The 18,223-nt window shown below is 37.7% G+C and carries 15 protein-coding genes; 6 read left to right on the top strand and 9 right to left on the bottom strand.

Annotated features, from left to right (window positions below; genetic code table 11):
- Nucleotides 1-156: 156 nt before the first annotated feature.
- The 4 genes from ABVM52_RS02815 to ABVM52_RS02800 all read left to right on the top strand — a co-directional run bounded on the left by ABVM52_RS02815 (nt 157) and on the right by ABVM52_RS02800 (nt 3,044).
- A complete protein-coding gene (locus ABVM52_RS02815; protein ID WP_405383500.1) occupies nt 157-750 on the top strand; it encodes a PASTA domain-containing protein in 594 nt (197 codons plus the stop codon).
- Complete coding sequence (locus ABVM52_RS02810) at nt 747-1,775, top strand: RluA family pseudouridine synthase (RefSeq protein WP_405383498.1); 1,029 nt, start codon at nt 747-749, stop codon at nt 1,773-1,775. Before ABVM52_RS02815 ends, ABVM52_RS02810 begins: the two co-directional genes overlap by 4 nt.
- A gap of 94 nt (nt 1,776-1,869) precedes the next feature.
- The gene (gene yaaA, locus ABVM52_RS02805) at nt 1,870-2,631 is read left to right on the top strand and encodes a peroxide stress protein YaaA (protein ID WP_405383496.1); all 762 of its coding nucleotides are present in this window, start codon (nt 1,870-1,872) and stop codon (nt 2,629-2,631) included.
- Between the two features lie 47 nt (nt 2,632-2,678).
- Nucleotides 2,679-3,044, top strand: a complete 366-nt coding sequence (locus ABVM52_RS02800) for a hypothetical protein (protein WP_405383494.1) — start codon at nt 2,679-2,681, stop codon at nt 3,042-3,044.
- Nucleotides 3,045-3,046: 2 nt separating this feature from the next.
- Here the strand turns inward: ABVM52_RS02800 and ABVM52_RS02795 are convergent, their stop codons facing one another.
- Nucleotides 3,047-3,175, bottom strand: coding sequence for a 30S ribosomal protein THX (locus ABVM52_RS02795; protein WP_405383492.1), 129 nt, complete (start codon nt 3,173-3,175; stop codon nt 3,047-3,049).
- 91 nt (nt 3,176-3,266) lie between these two features.
- Here ABVM52_RS02795 and ABVM52_RS02790 point away from each other — a divergent pair, with 91 nt between their 5' ends.
- The gene (locus ABVM52_RS02790; protein ID WP_405383490.1) at nt 3,267-3,926 is read left to right on the top strand and encodes a uracil-DNA glycosylase family protein; all 660 of its coding nucleotides are present in this window, start codon (nt 3,267-3,269) and stop codon (nt 3,924-3,926) included.
- Nucleotides 3,927-4,204: 278 nt separating this feature from the next.
- On the top strand, nt 4,205-6,751 hold the full coding sequence (locus tag ABVM52_RS02785) for a phosphoenolpyruvate carboxylase (protein ID WP_405383488.1): 2,547 nt from the start codon (nt 4,205-4,207) through the stop codon (nt 6,749-6,751).
- A gap of 66 nt (nt 6,752-6,817) precedes the next feature.
- Here ABVM52_RS02785 and ABVM52_RS02780 read toward each other — a convergent pair whose 3' ends face one another.
- The 8 genes from ABVM52_RS02780 to trpD all read right to left on the bottom strand — a co-directional run bounded on the left by ABVM52_RS02780 (nt 6,818) and on the right by trpD (nt 18,194).
- Complete coding sequence (locus ABVM52_RS02780; protein ID WP_405383486.1) at nt 6,818-6,961, bottom strand: hypothetical protein; 144 nt, start codon at nt 6,959-6,961, stop codon at nt 6,818-6,820.
- A gap of 96 nt (nt 6,962-7,057) precedes the next feature.
- The gene (locus tag ABVM52_RS02775; RefSeq protein WP_405383484.1) at nt 7,058-8,560 is read right to left on the bottom strand and encodes a M20/M25/M40 family metallo-hydrolase; all 1,503 of its coding nucleotides are present in this window, start codon (nt 8,558-8,560) and stop codon (nt 7,058-7,060) included.
- 140 nt (nt 8,561-8,700) lie between these two features.
- Nucleotides 8,701-13,431 (bottom strand): Ig-like domain-containing protein, encoded by a 4,731-nt coding sequence (locus ABVM52_RS02770; protein WP_405383482.1) that lies wholly within the window; start codon nt 13,429-13,431, stop codon nt 8,701-8,703.
- A 192-nt stretch (nt 13,432-13,623) separates the two neighbouring features.
- Complete coding sequence (trpA, locus tag ABVM52_RS02765) at nt 13,624-14,388, bottom strand: tryptophan synthase subunit alpha (protein WP_405383480.1); 765 nt, start codon at nt 14,386-14,388, stop codon at nt 13,624-13,626.
- Nucleotides 14,389-14,395: 7 nt separating this feature from the next.
- Nucleotides 14,396-15,622 (bottom strand): tryptophan synthase subunit beta, encoded by a 1,227-nt coding sequence (trpB, locus tag ABVM52_RS02760; protein ID WP_405383478.1) that lies wholly within the window; start codon nt 15,620-15,622, stop codon nt 14,396-14,398.
- A gap of 40 nt (nt 15,623-15,662) precedes the next feature.
- Nucleotides 15,663-16,292: a phosphoribosylanthranilate isomerase gene (locus ABVM52_RS02755; RefSeq protein WP_405383476.1), complete on the bottom strand. Its 630-nt coding sequence runs from the start codon at nt 16,290-16,292 to the stop codon at nt 15,663-15,665.
- 1 nt (nt 16,293) lies between these two features.
- Entirely contained in the window at nt 16,294-17,142 is an 849-nt protein-coding gene (gene trpC, locus ABVM52_RS02750; RefSeq protein ID WP_405383474.1) for an indole-3-glycerol phosphate synthase TrpC, read from the bottom strand.
- A gap of 56 nt (nt 17,143-17,198) precedes the next feature.
- Complete coding sequence (gene trpD, locus ABVM52_RS02745; RefSeq protein ID WP_405383472.1) at nt 17,199-18,194, bottom strand: anthranilate phosphoribosyltransferase; 996 nt, start codon at nt 18,192-18,194, stop codon at nt 17,199-17,201.
- Nucleotides 18,195-18,223: the final 29 nt, after the last annotated feature.

Here is an 18,223-nt window from a genome sequence, read left to right as displayed (position 1 = left end):
AATGTTATGACAAAGATGAAGTATTGAGGTAAAATAAAAAAGAGTAGTGCACCATTAATTTATACGGAGTGTTGGTCAATTTCATGAGAAGTTCCCAATAGAACCCGCTTAATGGTAAAGGGGCATTTACTATATTTGTTGGGTGAAACAACTTGTATGAGAAATTTTTTAAATTTTTTAAGGAGTAAGACCTTTTTAATTCAATTAGGTCTGGCCCTTTTATTTTCCATAATCATTATTTTTTTGGTCTTGAATTGGCTAAATAGTACAACAAATCATGGCGAATTTGTGGAGGTGCCAGATTTTTCTAAACTATCGGTAATGGAAATGAGAAAATCCATTGAGGATGCAGGTCTTAGGTATGAGGTTTTGGATTCTGCAAATTACAATCCGGATTATCCAAGATTTTCTATCATTGAACAAACACCGTCTGCAGGTGCCAAAGTAAAGACCAATAGAAAAATTTATTTCACGGTAAACCCTTCTGGATATAAGAAAGTAACGGTGCCAAAAATAATACAGGTTACCAAAAGAAATGCCTCTTCTATGTTAAAGGCGGTAGGCCTGGATGTGGAGCGTGTTACCTATGTAGATGAGTTGGGAAAGGATATGGTATATCAATTAAAACACAAGGGAAAATACATAAAACCAGGGGACAAGCTTCCAAAAACTTCTAAAATAGAATTAATCTGTGGTAACGGTACAATACCGGAGCGGGCTATAATAAAGGCAGATTCAGAACAGGAATGAGCAATATAGAACAACCCGAAAACGAGGACGGGGAACTTTTTGAACACCATCGTGTTGTAGCGTCTAAAGGTCAAGTACCATTACGTGTAGATAAGTTCTTAATGAATTTTATAGAAAACGCTACTAGGAACAAAATTCAGCAAGCTGCAAAAGATGGCCACGTTTGGGTAAACGATCAGATCGTAAAATCAAATTATAAAGTAAAGGCGGGTGATGAGGTAAAAGTTATGTTTGAGCATCCTCCCCATGAATTTTTATTGATTCCGGAGGATATTCCATTGGATATTGTCTATGAGGATCAAGTCCTTTTGGTAGTCAATAAGCCTGCAGGAATGGTAGTACATCCCGGTCACGGAAATTATTCGGGTACCTTGATAAATGCTCTTATTCACCATACGGATAACTTACCCGTAAATAGTAATGAGCGCCCAGGGTTGGTGCATAGGATTGATAAGGATACTTCCGGATTATTGGTCGTTGCCAAAACCGAAGCCGCAATGACCCATTTGGCAAAGCAATTTTTCGATAAAACTTCTGAGCGGGAATACATTGCATTGGTTTGGGGAAATGTGGAAGAAGATGAAGGTACCATTATTGGCAATGTGGGTAGAAATCCTAAAAATAGGCTTCAAATGCACGTTTTTCCGGAAGGTGAAGAAGGAAAGGAGGCAGTTACCCATTTTAAGGTACTTGAACGCTTGGGTTATGTAACGTTGGTGTCCTGTAAATTAGAGACCGGTAGAACGCATCAAATACGTGTTCATATGAAATTTATAGGGCATACCTTGTTCAATGATGAACGCTATGGTGGGGAGCGAATTTTGAAAGGGACTACCTTTACAAAATATAGGCAATTTGTGGAGAATACCTTTAAATTATTGCCAAGACAGGCCTTACATGCTAAAACGCTTGGATTTACCCATCCTGTCACCGGTGAGCATATGAGTTTTGATTCTGAAATACCAGAGGATATGGCCAGTGCCATAGAAAAATGGCGTCAATACACTAAAAATAGTATAGAATAAGATTTTCTAATAGTATCATTAAAAGTCTTTTATATCATTTTATTGGTCTTCCCTTATTTACTCTTTATTTTTGTCGGCAAATAAAAATTGCATTATGAAAATTGTTATTTCGCCTGCCAAGTCATTGGATTATGAAAGTGCACTTCCTGTAAAGGTATATACTGAACCTAGTTTTATTGATGATGCAGAGAAGCTCAATAAAGTTTTGTCCAAGAAAAAACCAAAGGCTTTGTCCGATCTTATGTCCATTTCGGATAAATTGGCCCAATTGAACTGGCAGCGAAATCAGGATTTTACAACCCCGTTTACCCCAGATAATGCAAGACAGGCAATTTATGCCTTTAGTGGAGATGTGTATCAAGGCTTGGATGCCTATTCCTTGACAGAGGAAAAGATGATGGCCCTTCAGGAAAAACTAAGAATTTTATCTGGCCAGTACGGAATTCTAAAACCGTTGGATTTAATGCAGCCTTATAGATTGGAAATGGGAACATCATTAAAAATCGGAAGGAAAAAAAATATATATGAATATTGGGGAAATAGGCTCACCAATTTTTTAAATGATGAGATGGCGCAAGGGGAACTATTGGTCAATTTAGCCAGTAATGAATATTATAATGTATTACAGCCTAAAAATATAAAGGCGACTATTATTACCCCTATTTTCAAGGATTGGAAGAATGATAAGTTAAAAATTATCAGTTTTTTTGCAAAAAAGGCACGGGGATCAATGGTACGTTATATCATAGATAATGATGCTAATACCTTGGAAGATATTAAAGGGTATAACTTAGATGATTACCAATTTAGCCAAGAACATACATTAAAGGAGAATCAGCCGGTATTTATTAGATAAAATATTATATACGCTTCTACGTTATTTACTATAGAAAAATAACATTTATGAAAAGGGTATATTTATTAGCTGTTCTTAGTGTAATAGTATTGTTTTCCTGTACGGATAGGGATGACAATATTGATATGGTGAATATTAGAATCCAGAACAGTACCCAATTTTTATTCAATGAGGTTCGCGTAGCACAAAGAGATACGGTATATGAAAACATTGCACCTGATGAATTTTCAGAATATCTAGGATATGACAAAGCGTACAAAACTAGTGCCTTGACCATTCTTACCGATTCTACCAGCTATAATTATTTTCCGGATGAAGTTCCTTCAGACACCTTGCCTGTAGGCTTTTACACCTATCAGATTAATATTGATGAAGCGGATAATGTAGTGTTGACCTTTAGAATAGACGAATAATTCTATTTCTTTTTATTGATTTTTATCTTTTCCTCAACAGTGGGCCTTTTTTTTATTTTTCTAGGCCTTCTTGAACCATAGGAATTATTTGATATTTTTCCTTTTTTTGATTTTTTATCTCCTTTGCCCATAATTTAATTCTTTACATTCATTTAAAGTTAGTAATTTAGAAATGAACGGTCGTTTTTATGGACTCATGTAATTAAACCCTTAACCCGTTTTATGTTTTTACATACCCATCCTTACAAACCATTTATACATAATGATACGGTAAAATTAATAGTAGGCACCTTGCCGCCGCCCAGATTTACAACGGGGGAATTAAAAGAGGGTGATGTAGATTTTTGCTATGGAAGTAAGGACGGTCAATTATGGCCAATATTGAATCGTATTTTTGAATTAAATCTAAAGTTTGAAACTTCTCAAGAAGCAATAGACCAAAGAAAACGGTTTCTTAAGCAACGTAAGATTGGTGTTTGTGATATTGTCGCAGCAGCAAAGAGAACCAAGATAGATGCCTCTGATCTTGGAATGAAGCATATAACCCTAAGAAATGTCTTAGGTTATCTTGAGAATTATCCAAAAATAACCACCTTATTATTTACAGGTGGCAATAGTAAAAATGGCCCGGAATATTTTTTCCGTAAACACCTTAAGGAACATAATGTTGTTTTGGAAAAGCTTGTGGATGAGGTGCCTAGGGTACATAGCTTTGTACATCCAAAAACTGAAGTAGAAATTACGACAGTATCATTAACAGCGCCATCTGGCGCGGCAAATAGGGCGGTTGGGAGCTTGGAAAGCTATAAGCAATTAAAATCCAGAAACCCTGCTTTTACTACCTTGGATTTTCGTGTACTTCAGTATGAAAAACATTTTTAAAAAGTAGGGTAAACTAAAAAGAGTCCTGCTTTGTAGACAGGACTCTTTTACGAGAACACTATATGAAAATGAAAATTTGTATACTTAATTACAGGATAAAGGTATATGTACCATATTGTTTTTTGGAATATTTGTTGTGAATACCTACTATTTTGTGGTATCCTGTCAGTATTCTGATATTTCGCTAAAATCATGCCTTAGATTATTTAGGATTAGCGATATTTATACACGAAATTTATCATGTTTGCCAAAAATAAGTGGCATAAAGTTTTTGAAATATGCAGCAAAAAGAAAGGTTGGCAGAATTTAAGAAATCTGTCCAGAATAAGTTTAATGTTTACAATAGTCTATTTCTTAATCTTCCTTATGAGAATATTGAGAATGTAGGTATGTTAATTCCTTTACTACTGAACCAGTCGGAGAAAGGATTGAGCAATGGATTAAATCCCAAGGAAATTCTAGAGAATTTTTTCGAGAATTTTGTTGATACAAAGTCAGAAAAGGAACAAATAGATTTTATGTTTCGCATTATACAATACGTAGAGCGCCAAGTAGTGCTTTATGATAGTGTAGAAGATGCGGCATTTCCAAAATTGCATAAGCATTCAAGCTCTTTATCGTTAAAGGATTATTTTCAACTGGTAGAGAAGAACAATGACTGGGATTCTATTTGGGACAAATTAAGTTCTTTCAGTGCAAGAATTGTTCTAACGGCCCATCCTACTCAATTCTACACCCCGGCAGTATTGGATATCATTACCAATTTAAGAACGCTTATCCTTGAGGATAAAATAGATGAAATAGATGTAGGGTTACAGCAATTGGGACTAACTTCTCTAATAAATGCCAAAAAGCCTACCCCTTTAGATGAGGCCAAGAATATTATCTATACTCTTAGACACGTATATTATGATGCCATTGGCGATATGTACGCGTATATTAAAGGTAGCGTTGGCTCCAAAAAATTTGAGAACCATGATATTGTAAAGCTAGGATTTTGGCCAGGGGGAGATAGGGACGGTAACCCGTTTGTTACGGCAGATATTACCAAGGATGTAATGAATGAATTAAGATTGACCTTAATGAAATGTTATTACAACGACCTAAAAGGATTGTTGCACAAGCTTACGTTTAAAGCGGTTCAGGAACCATTGCATAAACTAAGGTCCAATTTATACATCGCCATGTTCGATAGTACAAAGGATATAGGCTATGATGATTTAATACTTCCCCTAGAAGAAATACGTACAATTCTAATTGATAAATATCAAAGTCTTTATTTGGGCGATTTGGATCGCTTTATAGATAAAGTGAAAATTTTTAAAGTTCATTTTGCAACCATAGATATTCGTCAAGACCATAGTATGCATACCAAGGTAATGACAGAGGTCTTGAAAAAACATGGTTTTATTCAAAAAGAGCTTGGTGAATTATCTGATGATCAACTTATAGATATTTTATTGCATGAGGAGCTACAGTTGACGGCCAATGATTATGACGAGGAAATTGTAAAGGATACCATTAAGAATATATGGCAGTTACAGACCATACAAGAGAAAAATGGAGAAGAAGGGTGTAATCGTTATATCATTAGTAATTCTGAGGATGTTTTCTCCATTTTGTTCGTATACGCTTTGTTTAGATGGTGTGGGTGGGCAAATAAGGAAATAACCTTTGATATTGTGCCGCTTTTTGAAACCATGAACGGTATGGATAACGCCCAGGCAACCATGCAGTTCTTATTTAATTTACCGGAGTATAAGACCCACTTGGAAAATAGAAATAAGAAGCAAACAATTATGTTGGGCTTTTCTGATGGTACCAAAGATGGTGGATACCTAAAGGCTAACTGGTCTATTTTAAAAACGAAGGAAACACTTTCTGCCGTATGTGAGGAAAATGATATTGCGGCAATATTCTTTGATGGAAGGGGAGGCCCACCGGCAAGGGGTGGCGGTAAAACCCATCGTTTCTATGCGGCCCAAACCAATAAAGTGGCCAATAACGAAATTCAATTGACCATACAAGGACAGACCATAACCAGTACCTACGGAACAAAAGAGCAGTTTATCTATAATAGTGAGCAGTTATTGACCGCAGGTTTGTCCAACACCATTTTAGGAAAGGAGATAACAATTTCCGATGCCGATAGAGCTTTGATCGAAGAACTTTCAGAATTAAGCTTTAAGAAATACGATGCGTTAAAACATCATGATAAATTTATGCCGTACTTGGAAAATATGAGTACGCTTAAATATTATACCAAAGCAAATATAGGTAGTAGACCTGGTAAGCGTGGAAATAAGGCCAAATTGGAACTGAGTGATTTACGTGCCATTTCGTTTGTGGGTTCTTGGAGCCAGTTAAAACAAAATGTTCCTGGGTATTATGGAATAGGTACCGCCCTTAAAAAATTAGAGGATGACGGTAGATTTAACGAAGCTAAAAAGTTGTATGATCAAGTACCGTTTTTTCAGGCCTTGATGATGAATAGTATGATGAGTTTGTCCAAATGTTATTTTGAACTTACAAGTTATATGAAGGAAAATGATGAATTTGGTGCCTTTTGGGATATTCTACATGCGGAATATGAGCTTTCTAAAACTATGCTGTTGAAATTGTCCGGTATGGAAATTTTAATGGAAAAAGAGGCAATTTCCAGGGAATCTATCAATATTAGGGAAAATATTGTACTGCCATTATTGGTTATTCAACAATATGCGCTTCAGCGCATTGGTGAAGGAACGGAGTTTAAAGAATTGTACGAGAAAATTGTTACCCGTTCATTGTACGGTAATATTAATGCCAGTAGAAATTCTGCATAAGGATTCAGTTTATAAAACAAAAAAGCCCGATGTTTACATCGGGCTTTTTTAATGAGTTGGTTTTAACTACATTTTATTCTGTTGATCTTTAATTGTACTCTTATCAATATCAAATTTGTTGGTATCTACATCGGTATTCCCGGTAGGGTTGGTAGGATTACTTTGTTCAACTTTTCTTTTAAATTTTTTCTTATCTTTTATTACTCCCATTTTCTTCGTTTTTAAGTTCACCTTTAAACTAACTAAAAACAGGTAAAATCTCCGTTAAGGCATTTGTAAACCTTTGTTAGTGAATGTTAAAACACCTTATTTAGAAATATCGGTACTGCTAAGAATGGCATGGAATAATTGAATTCCATAAGCAATCTGTCCAATTTTCAAGTTTTCATTAGGGCTGTGTTGGTTATTGTCAGGATTGACCATGGGTACAATAAAAGCAGGTATTTTCAATTCATTGATAAATGGGGAAATTGGTACGGTACCGCCCATAATGCGTATTTGCACAGGCCTTGCTCCAAATTTGGATTCCATTGTTTTAACTAAGATATTACCAAAAGGGTTTGTTAAGTCCGTTCTAAAAGCATCGGTTACATTTCCTTCGATTATGGTGACTATTTTGTCGTATTTCATACGTTCTTCCTTTGTAGGTACGGTACTTAAAATATGGTAACCAAGATTTTTAATATGTTCTTTTACCAAGGTTTTTAATCTATTTCCATCAGATTCAGGAACCAATCTCAAATCTAACTCTGCGGTAGCCTCTGCTGGTACGATCGTCCTTGCGTTTTTACCGATCCAACCAGAACCTAGTCCCCTAACATTTAAAGAAGGATATTGTAAAGATTCTTGATAAAACGAACCTACCTTATCAGGGCTCGAAATTGCTAAATTTGAATTGATGTCATTTGCATTGTCCGGGACACTTTTCAAGACTTGTAGGGTAGCTTCATCTAAATCTATACCATCATAAAACCCTTTTACAAGCACTCTACCATCTTCATCCTTAAGTGATGATAGTAAATGGGCCAATTGCATTCCCGGGTTAGGGGCGTAGTTACCATAGTGCCCGCTGTGTTGGGGTTTTATAGGGCCATACGTAGTTATGGACAATGTGGTAATTCCTCTGCAGCCATAAACAATGGTGGGTTGGCCAGAGGCATGAACAGGTCCGTCGTTGATAATTAAAAAATCCGCTTTTAATAAATCTTTGTAGACCCGTACCGCTTTGGGTAGGGGGGCACTACTTTTTTCTTCTTCACTATCTAAAATTATCTTTATATTAAAAGGTAATTCTTTCTGTTCTTTTTGTAATATGTCTATGGCGTTTAAAAACATGATGATAGGCCCTTTGTCATCAGATGTTGATCGTCCAAATAACCTCCATTCATAATTGATGTCATCATTCAAATCATCAAAAGATTCGGTTTTCCACCCATCACCATCCTTAGATTTTAACTCCACTTTGTAAGGGTCTTGTTGATCCCATTTAACGGGATCCACAGATTGACCGTCAAAGTGCATATAGAACAATATTGTTGGTTTGTTGTCATCTATGGGCATAGCTGCAAAAAACAGGGGAAGTCCTTCTGTTTCCAAAATGGAAGAATTGAAGCCTCTTTCCGTAAATTTTTTTCTTAACCAGTACAGGTTGGTGTCAATATCTTCTGGATTATTGGCGTCATTTGGCAATAACACAAAATCCCTTAGTTCTGCTATGGCATTGGCTACTTTAGATTTTATTAGAGTAGAGTCTTGGGCGTGATTTTGAAAGGCCCATAGGGTAATTAAAAGAAATAGAAATTTTTTCATATCAATGTTCATCATATATTCTCTAAATGTAGTAAAAAGCAGGGTAAATGAGTACGGGTAATGCAGTATCCTTCTAAGAATTGTACAATAAAAAAAGGCTACCCATTTTTGGGTAGCCTTTTTAATTCATTTCATAAAAATTATTCAATTACAATTTGTTTTTGATAATTACCTAAGGTTGTAATTCCTTCAACAAAATAATAACCTGATGGTAATTCCTCTACCAGCAATCTATAATTGTTTCCTTCTACCAAAGTTGCGGCAGGATCGTTAAAGCTTTTGACCAATCTACCCATTGCATCATAAATATGTATGGCCGAAATTTCCATTGGGTTGGGAGAATAGAAATATACATAGATTACAAAAGTGGCCGGGTTGGGGGCAATCAGCATTATTATGGGCGTTACGGTAATTGTAGATGTGGCCTCATAATTTCCGTCAGAAGTTATGGCGGTTATAATGACTTCACCTTGAGATAAAGCCGTTACCGTTCCAAATTCATCTACCGTAGCAATATCTTCATCGTTAGAACTCCAAAGGATAGTTTGATCCGTTGCATCTGATGGTTCTATGGTTGCCGGTATGGTCAATTGTTCCCCTACGATCATAGAAGCCGTAGGTAGCCCTAAGCTCAGCCCCGTGACCGGAACAATATCGCGTGCTATGGTAAGCTGTTTGGAGTATGACCCGGTAGTACTGACACCTTCTACGGTGTATACGCCTACTGGCAGGTTATTTATAAGAAGCCTATAATTATCACCATCAACTAATACGGCCCCAGGGTCGTTAAATGATTTCACCAAGTTGTTGTTACTATCATAAATGTTAAGCGCAGTTATTTCCAAAGGTTCCAATGCATCAAAAAATACATAAACGACATAGTCCGCTGGGGTTGGTGCCATTAATATTTCTACATTATTGACCGGGTCAGTGCTAACATTTATGGTACTGGTAGCTGTAAAGTTACCATCTACCGTTGTGGCCGTTACAATGGCATTACCTTCAGATTCCCCTGTGATTTTTCCAGAAGCGTCCACAGTAACAATATTGGTATTGCTTGAGCTCCATAATACAGTTTGATCGGTTGCATTGTTTGGGGTAATACTCGGTATTAACGATAATTGATTGCCAACCTGAACATTGGCGTTAGATAAGTTTAGGCTAATTCCCGTAACAGCAATACTTTCCCTTTCAATGCTAAATTCTTTTTGATAATTACCAATAGAACTTATGCCCTCTACGGTATAATTGCCCACTGGTAAATCCGCAATAGGTAATCTGTAATTCTCCCCATCTAAAATTGAAGCCGGATCACTAAACGTTTTTACAAGAGTATTGCTCTGGTCATAGATATATAACGTAGTAATGTTCAATGGCTCAATATATCCAAAATATATATATATGACATAATCTGCGGGGTTAGGAGCAACCAACACTTCAACATTTGGGGCAGCATTTACGGTAATGAATGTAGATGCCGTGTAGCCTCCGTCAAGTGTGGTAGCCGTAATAACAGTTTCTCCGGGTCCTATGGCAGTTAGCTTTCCATTGTTGTCCACAATGGCTACTTGGTCATTTTCCGTTGCCCATGTTACAGTTTTTTCGTCAGCTTCCTCTGGCGCCACCGTTGCAATTAAGGTGCTGGTCTCCCCTTGATTTAGTGTTAGGGTTTCCTGTGAAAGTGAAATACCGGTAACTGGAATTTCAGCACGTTCAACAGTAATTATTGAAGTATCCGTAAATTGTCCATCGTTTGTTATTACACGTATGGTTGCGACCCCTTCACCAATAGCATTTACCAAACCGTTGGCGTCTACCATGGCAATAGTATTATCGCTGCTAGACCAAGTTACTGAAGTGTCATCGGCATCCGAAGGAATAATAAGGGCATTTAACTGTTGGGAGTCACCTTCAACTAAATTTAGTGTTTCTGGTGTCAATTCAACAGCTGTGACCCTTATGGGGTCTACACATATGGTGGTAATGGTAAAATCATCTATACCCGCTTCTACAATATCACCGTCATTAGGGCCATCCGCTGCGGACACACGAACAACCAAGTTGGAGTTTGGAGGAATAATTGCCGTTGCGTTTGTCCAATTTGCCACTACGGTTTCATCACCGTAAGATGCCAATGTGGTATAGTTATTTCCTGCATCAATAGAATATTCCAGTAAGAAATAATCGCCATTGTCGTCGCCGGCATCCCGCTGTCCAAAGAAATACCAAATAGAAAGTTCAGATTCCTCTACTATGTTATACATTGGGGAAGTAGCAATAGTTACCCCGCCGTCCACATCATTTACACCCACGGCGGAGTTGGTCGCGGTGAAGAATGCATTGTTATCCGTTTCACTATGATCATCCTCGGGTTGGGTAAGAATGCCAGATGTGGTCTGAGCGGTGGGATCAGCAACTACGAATGTTCCTGTAGACGCCGTTCCTGATGTAGTCCACTCATTGGTTGATGCATCGCTAAAGTTTTCTACCACATTTCTAATTCCGCAAGGCTCTGGGTCCATTTGATTGATCCAATCCCGTATTAATTGAACGGCCTTGGCATCTACCCTGTTTTTGGAGATCGGAGGCATCATAATACTCGGGTCAGATGAGTTGGTTCTATGGTACAAAATGGACTCATCTGCACTGCCGGGCACAAAAATGCGTTCTCCGGGAATACCAATTGGAGAATTGGTGCCAGCGTCAAACAATCCGGTCTGGGCTAAACTATTGAACAGTCTAAGGTCAAACTGGGCTCTATCTCCTGTACCGCCCGGCCTATGACAATAGGCGCAATTTAAGTCCATATAAGATCTTGCTTTTTCATCTAGCGTGGCCAATGGGTCGTTCATTGCCTTATAGGTCTGAAAATTTGGTGTTGCCGCATCGTTGATAGTTTCATCCAGAATACCTAAGTGGCTTAGTGTAACCAATTGGTTTGCGGTACGCCCTGTTGTTTCATAGGTATAATCACTGTTCAGATATCTTGTGTTTGTGCCTAAGGCACCTCCGGTAGCAGGATTGTGACATGATATACAATCTTGTGTAGAGGGGTAACTCCACTTTTGTATTTCTGTACTGCCATCACTTTTTGTAACGCTTATATTCTCGTCCAAACCAGTTTCCAATAAAACCGCATCAGTTTGTTGTTCGTTCCATTTATATGTTAGAAAATAGAATGATCCCGTACTAGCCTTAACCGAAAATCTTGTTTCCAACCTTCGGGTCAATGACGGGTTGTTTTCATCTATGGGCAATTCAAAATGTTTTACCAAAACACTACCAACTGGAAATTGCCAATCGTCATTTTCGGAAAATGAAATTTGTTCTGTTGAAGTATTATGAGTACCGTTGTTCGGTATGGCCATCCAACGTTTTTTCTCTGCACCGTCTGACCAAAAGGATTCTATCAGTTCATAGGGTAGTAAGCCCTGGTTTGGTACTAATGTCTCCATATTGGTAAAAGCACCTGTTTCCGATAATAATTGCGGAACACTGCCCTCCAATTCCCCTTGTTGCCTAAGCTTGTAGAGTTTTACATTATTACCTTGGCTGAGCAAGTAAAGCTCTCCTTTGTGGTCTTCGCCAAAGGATATAATATTCGTAGGGGAAAATTGCGTAATGGTTTCGTACTCACCAGTATCAATATCTACGGCCCATATTTCTTCACCAACACCATAATCGGCACAAATATATTTTCCATAATAATCCGGCATGGCCGCCCCTCTATATACATAACCACCAATTAATGCATTGGCATCTGATCGTGGAAATGCTACCAATGGGCGTTCGTGTGGCATACCGTCCAATAAATTGGTACAAGAAGTGCCGCGGTTGTAGTTACCTTCAAATACTGGCCAACCATAGTTCTTGCCAGGTTTTATAATATTGATTTCCTCATGTCTGCCTTCACCAATCTCACCTATATAAAAAGTTCCCGTAAGCTTATCTTTGGTCATTCTATGCGGATTTCTATGACCCACGGTATAATATTCTTCAAATCTACTGCCGTCTGGGCTTAAAAAAGGATTGTCATTGGGAATACCATAACCAACTCCAGAAATTTCATCGGGAAAACGCCCTCCTTGTGGCATTTTTCTAATTGGTGCATGGCTTTTGTTCGGGTCTTGATCAACATCAATTCTTAGAACACCACCATCTAAATTGGTAGTACTGTTTTGCGGCTTGCTATATGCGGATTGGTCACCCGTTGGTATATAAAGAAAACCATCGTCACCAAATGCCATACCACCACCGCGATGGGTAGAGCTGAACATGCGCATTTTAATCATTTCAAGGTCGCTATTCGCCACAACGCTCATCGTAGCCGGGTCAACCTCTATTCTTTTTAAAATTAAAAATCCGCCCCAATAGTCCTCCCGGCTACAGCCAAAACCACTTAGGAAAGAATCTGGATAATCGCGCCCTTGTCCATCTTTGGTCGTATAGAAAAGATAGAAATAATTTTTTCCGTTCGTGCCAAATTCTGGGTGTATGGATAATCCAAGAAAACCACCGTCCCAAACTACACCAACCTCATTGGAAAAATCTGCTAGGAGATTTTTTCCTGCAACATCGTTCCTGTTTTCAAACCAATAAATTTTGCCGTCCCTTTGACCCACAACCAAGGTATTGGTATTGGGAACCGGAGTAAAGGTCAATGGCGAGTTAAAAGTTAGATTAGGAAAAACACTGATATAGGGATCGCTTGCATTGGACTTGTCCGGGAATGCACCATTTAAAAAAGCGCCCATAGGTTCTGGGCTATCTAAACCTGATCCTGAAAAGTAAGGTATGGCACTTAAAAGACATAACGAAACTATACTTAATACAACTTTTTTGGTACGGTCTAGTGGTAGTTTTATTTTCATTGTGGTCTGGTTTAACCACATAAAAATATAGGTAAGGCAATAGGAGAGGTTAATTTCTCGATTAACGTCCTATTTTCTTGGTAATGTACCTTTTGTTTAAATAGATGTATATAAAATCTTACAGCTAACTAGTTGTTGTTCTGTGTATTAAATAAAAATATAGTGTTAAATCTCTTTATGGATTTAATTTTATTAACGGATAGCTTTTACAAACTTTGCAATGGAATGTACTCCGTTTGCAGTCAAGTGCTTAATAAAGGCAGAGCCTATAATGGCTCCTTTAGCTGTTTTGGTAGCTTGCTGAAAAGTCTCTTCGTCTTTAATACCGAAACCAACAATTTGTGGATTCTTTAATTTCATGTTAGCGATACGCTCAAAGTAATTCTCTTGTTCTTGCCCAAATCCAGATTTAGAACCGGTAACACTCGCAGAACTTACCATATAAATAAACCCATTTGAGGCGTTATCGATTTGTTGGATCCGCTCATCACTAGTCTGTGGCGTAATTAGAAATACATTTAAAAGTCCGTATTTTTTAAACGTTTCTTCGTACTCATCTTGATAAACATCTAGCGGTAAATCGGGTAGAATAAGTCCGTCGATACCAATTTCCTGACATTTTTTGCAAAAAGCCTCCACACCGTATTGAAGCACGGGATTAAAATACCCCATGATGATCAATGGTATAGAAACCGTTTTGCGAATATCTTTAAGTTGGCTAAAAAGAATTTCGGTGGTCATTCCGTTTTTCAATGCAGCAGTAGAGCTTTCTTGAATTGTTGGTCCGTCCGCTAAAGGATCACTAAATGGTAATCCAATTTCAATCATATCAACACCGTTTTTTTCTAAATCTTCAATGATGTTAACGGTATCGTTGAGTGCAGGATACCCAGCGGTAAAATATATGGAAAGCAGTTTTTTACCTTCTTCTAATTTTGTAGTAATTCTATTGCTCATAATAAAGTTATGCTAGCTTAAAGTAATCTATATAGGTATTTAAATCTTTGTCTCCACGACCAGAAAGGCTGATAACGACAACATCATCTTTTTCAAATTTTTTATGTTCAAAAATGGCAAAAGCATGTCCTGTTTCAATTGCAGGAATAATACCTTCCAATTTAGATAACTCAAGGCCAGCAGCCATTGCCTCATCATCTGTTGCCGAATAAAACTCTGCGCGACCAGATTTGTAAAGATGCGAATGCATTGGACCAACACCAGGATAATCCAATCCGGCAGATATAGAATAGGGTTCTGTAATTTGACCATCTGTTGTTTGCATTAGCATAGTTTTACAACCATGAATTATCCCAACTTTGCCAAGTGCCGATGTAGCTGCGCTTTCTCCAGAATCTACACCTTTGCCAGCAGCTTCTACCGCAATTATGCCAACATCAGGTTCATGTAAAAAATGGTAGTACGTACCAGCTGCGTTACTGCCACCACCAATACAAGCCACTACATAATCGGGGTTTTCACGACCTTCTTTCTCCTTTAATTGCCACTTTATTTCCTCTGAAATTACAGATTGAAAACGGGTTACCATATCTGGATAAGGATGCGGGCCAATGGCAGATCCAATAATATAATGAGTGTCTACCGGATTGTTGATCCAATCTCTAATAGCTTCGTTTGTGGCATCTTTTAGGGTTCTACTACCAGATTTTGCAGGTCTTACTTCTGCACCCAACATTTTCATACGAGCCACGTTAGGTGCTTGACGGGCAATGTCAATTTCACCCATATACACAATACATTCCATGCCCATTAAAGCACAAACGGTAGCAGTAGCTACACCGTGTTGCCCAGCACCAGTTTCGGCAATAATTCTAGTTTTGCCCAATTTTTGAGCCATAAGAATTTGACCAATGGTATTGTTGACTTTATGTGCCCCTGTGTGGTTTAGATCTTCTCTTTTTAAGTATATTTTACACCCATGCTTTTCAGAAAGGCGTTTGGCAAAATATAGGGGGGAAGGTCTACCAACATAGTCTTTTAAAAGCTGATTGAATTCTTTCTGAAAAGAATCTTCATACATCAGTTTTAAATAATTTTGTCGTAGTTCTTCAACGTTTGGGTACAACATTTCGGGAATAAAGGCACCGCCAAATTCACCGTAGTATCCTTTTTCGTCAGCATTAAAGCCCCCTACACCCCCAAAGGGGGAATTTATATTATCTTCTTTTTGCATCTTTTTAGCTCTAAGTAACTTTTATATGATTGAAATAATATCAACTTAATACTTTTTTAAACTCACTTAATTCTTCAATATTTTTTAAACCCGGTTCTATTTCAAATCTGCTATTTACATCAATGGCATAGCAATACTTAGACTCGGGGCTTTTTAAAAATTCATTAATCTTATCAAGATTGTTCAGCCCAATTCCACCGCTTAAAAAGAAAGGTTTGGTAGAAGGGTAATCTTTTAAGACAGACCAATTAAATGTGTAACCATTACCACCAGGTAACTTTCCTTTGGTGTCAAAAAGATAATAGTCGCATACATTTTCATAAGGTGTTAGTACATCAAAATTGAATGCTTCCTTTATGGAGAAAACTTTAATAATATCGACCTTCTGATTGCATTTTTTTAATTCGGAAGCAACTTGTACACAGTATTCAACACTCTCATGACCATGCAATTGAACTCCTTGTAATTTATGCTTATTGACAATTTTAATAACATCATCTATATCTGCATCCACAAAAACACCAATTTTACTTATTTGATGTGGTAAATCTGGAATTTCACCTTTAAAATATCTTGATGAAGGTTCCCAAAATATAAAACCAAGATAATCTGGTTGCAATTGAGCAACATCAGATGTATTTAGTTTCATTCCGCAGATTTTGAGTTTCATGTTATTTTTTTAAATCTTTTATGAACGTTATGGCGCTTTCACCTGGGTTGTCGGTTTTCATAAAGTTTTCACCAATAAGAAAACCTTGATAACCATATTCCTTTAACTCTTTAATAGCTTCAATAGAGCTAATTCCGCTTTCGGACACTTTTACAAAATCATCGGGAATTAAGTTAGAAAGTGATTTGCTAGTCTCTAAACTAACCTCAAAGGTCTTCAGGTTTCTATTGTTAACACCTAACATATCTATACTGGGCATAATAGATTTGTGAAGCTCTTCTTCGTTATGAACCTCTAAGAGTACATCTAGACCCAAGCTTTTTGCCAGTTCGGAGAACTTTTTAATTTCTTCCCTAGTCAGCACAGCAGCTATTAAAAGTATAACATCGGCACCATAAGCTTTGGCTTCTAAAATTTGGTATTCGCTTATGATAAATTCTTTTCGTAATAACGGAAGGTTAACCGATGCACGTGCTAAAACCAAATCTTCAATAGAGCCTCCAAAATATTTAATATCAGTAAGTACACTCATTCCGCAAACTCCGGCATTCTCGTAACCTTTAGCAACTTGCCCAACATTGGCATTTTGGTTAATGGTATTTTTTGACGGAGATCTGCGTTTAAATTCAGAGATTATTCCCGTGTCACTATTTCTAAGCGCTTGTGCTAAAGAATTTGTTTTTCTTTCGAAAAGGGCAGAAGCTTCATATTGAGAAACCGGGATAATCGACTTTTTCAACTCGACCTCCTTGCGTTTATCGGCTACTATTTTTGAAAGTATATTAGCCCCACCTGACCTCCCCAGAGGGGAGGTACTTGGTATGGTTTTATTTGTTTTTTCAGAACTCATTTTTGTTCTTTTTAGTTTCTTTAATATTCCCCCTTTGGGGCTAGGGTGCTCCCCTTTTAATTTTTACTCAATTCCTGTATTTTTTTCAACGCTGCCAATCCGTTACCGCTTAACAGCGATTCCCTTGCTTTTTCAAAACCTTGAATAGGGGTTAGGTTGTTTACCGTTGCAATGGCGATACCGGCATTGGCACATACCACATTATTTTGTGCTTCGGTACCTTTGCCTTGTAAAACGTTCATGAAAATTTGAGCGGAAGATGCTATACCATCACCACCAACAATATCCGATTGTTTAATTTCTGCCACACCAAAATCAGATGGGTTTAGCATCGCCTCGGTAGTATTTGAAATGGTCTTGGTGCTACCTGTCAATGATATTTCGTCATAACCGTCTAAAGCATGGAGTACTGTAAAATTCTTATCGGTTTTCTGATAAAGATAGCCATACATACGAGCTAGCTCAAGGTTAAAAACACCCACCATTTGGTTCTTTGGAAATGCAGGGTTTACCATTGGGCCCAACATATTAAAGAATGTTTTCACTGCTAGATCTTTACGAATAGGAGCCACATTTTTCATAGCTGGATGAAATAGGGGGGCGTGCAATACACAAATTCCTGCCTCATCAATACATTTTTCAAGAAAGCCGGCGTCGTTGCTGAATTTTATCCCTAAAAATTCCATCACATTACTACTACCACATTTTGAAGATACCCCATAATTACCATGCTTAGTAACTTTTACACCTGCACCAGCGGTAACAAAAGAAGCCAGTGTAGAAATATTAAAAGTGTCCTTACCATCGCCGCCTGTACCACAAAGGTCAATAGGATTGTAAGCAGATAAATCTACCGCTAGGCATAAATCTAACAAAGCATCTCTAAAACCCTCTAATTCTTCAATGGTAATGCTTCGCATCATATAGACGGTCAAGAAAGCCGCGATCTGACTTGTGTTATAATCACCCTTTGCGATATTCACCAAAATGCGTTTGGCATCTTCTTTAGAAAGTATCTCGTGATTTATAAGCTTGTTTAATGTTTCTTTCATAGGCCCCACCTAACCTCCCCAAAGGGGAG

This window comes from Maribacter sp. LLG6340-A2, from assembly GCF_045057105.1.
Classification (GTDB): domain Bacteria; phylum Bacteroidota; class Bacteroidia; order Flavobacteriales; family Flavobacteriaceae; genus Maribacter.
This window is presented reverse-complemented; position numbering and strand designations above follow the sequence as displayed.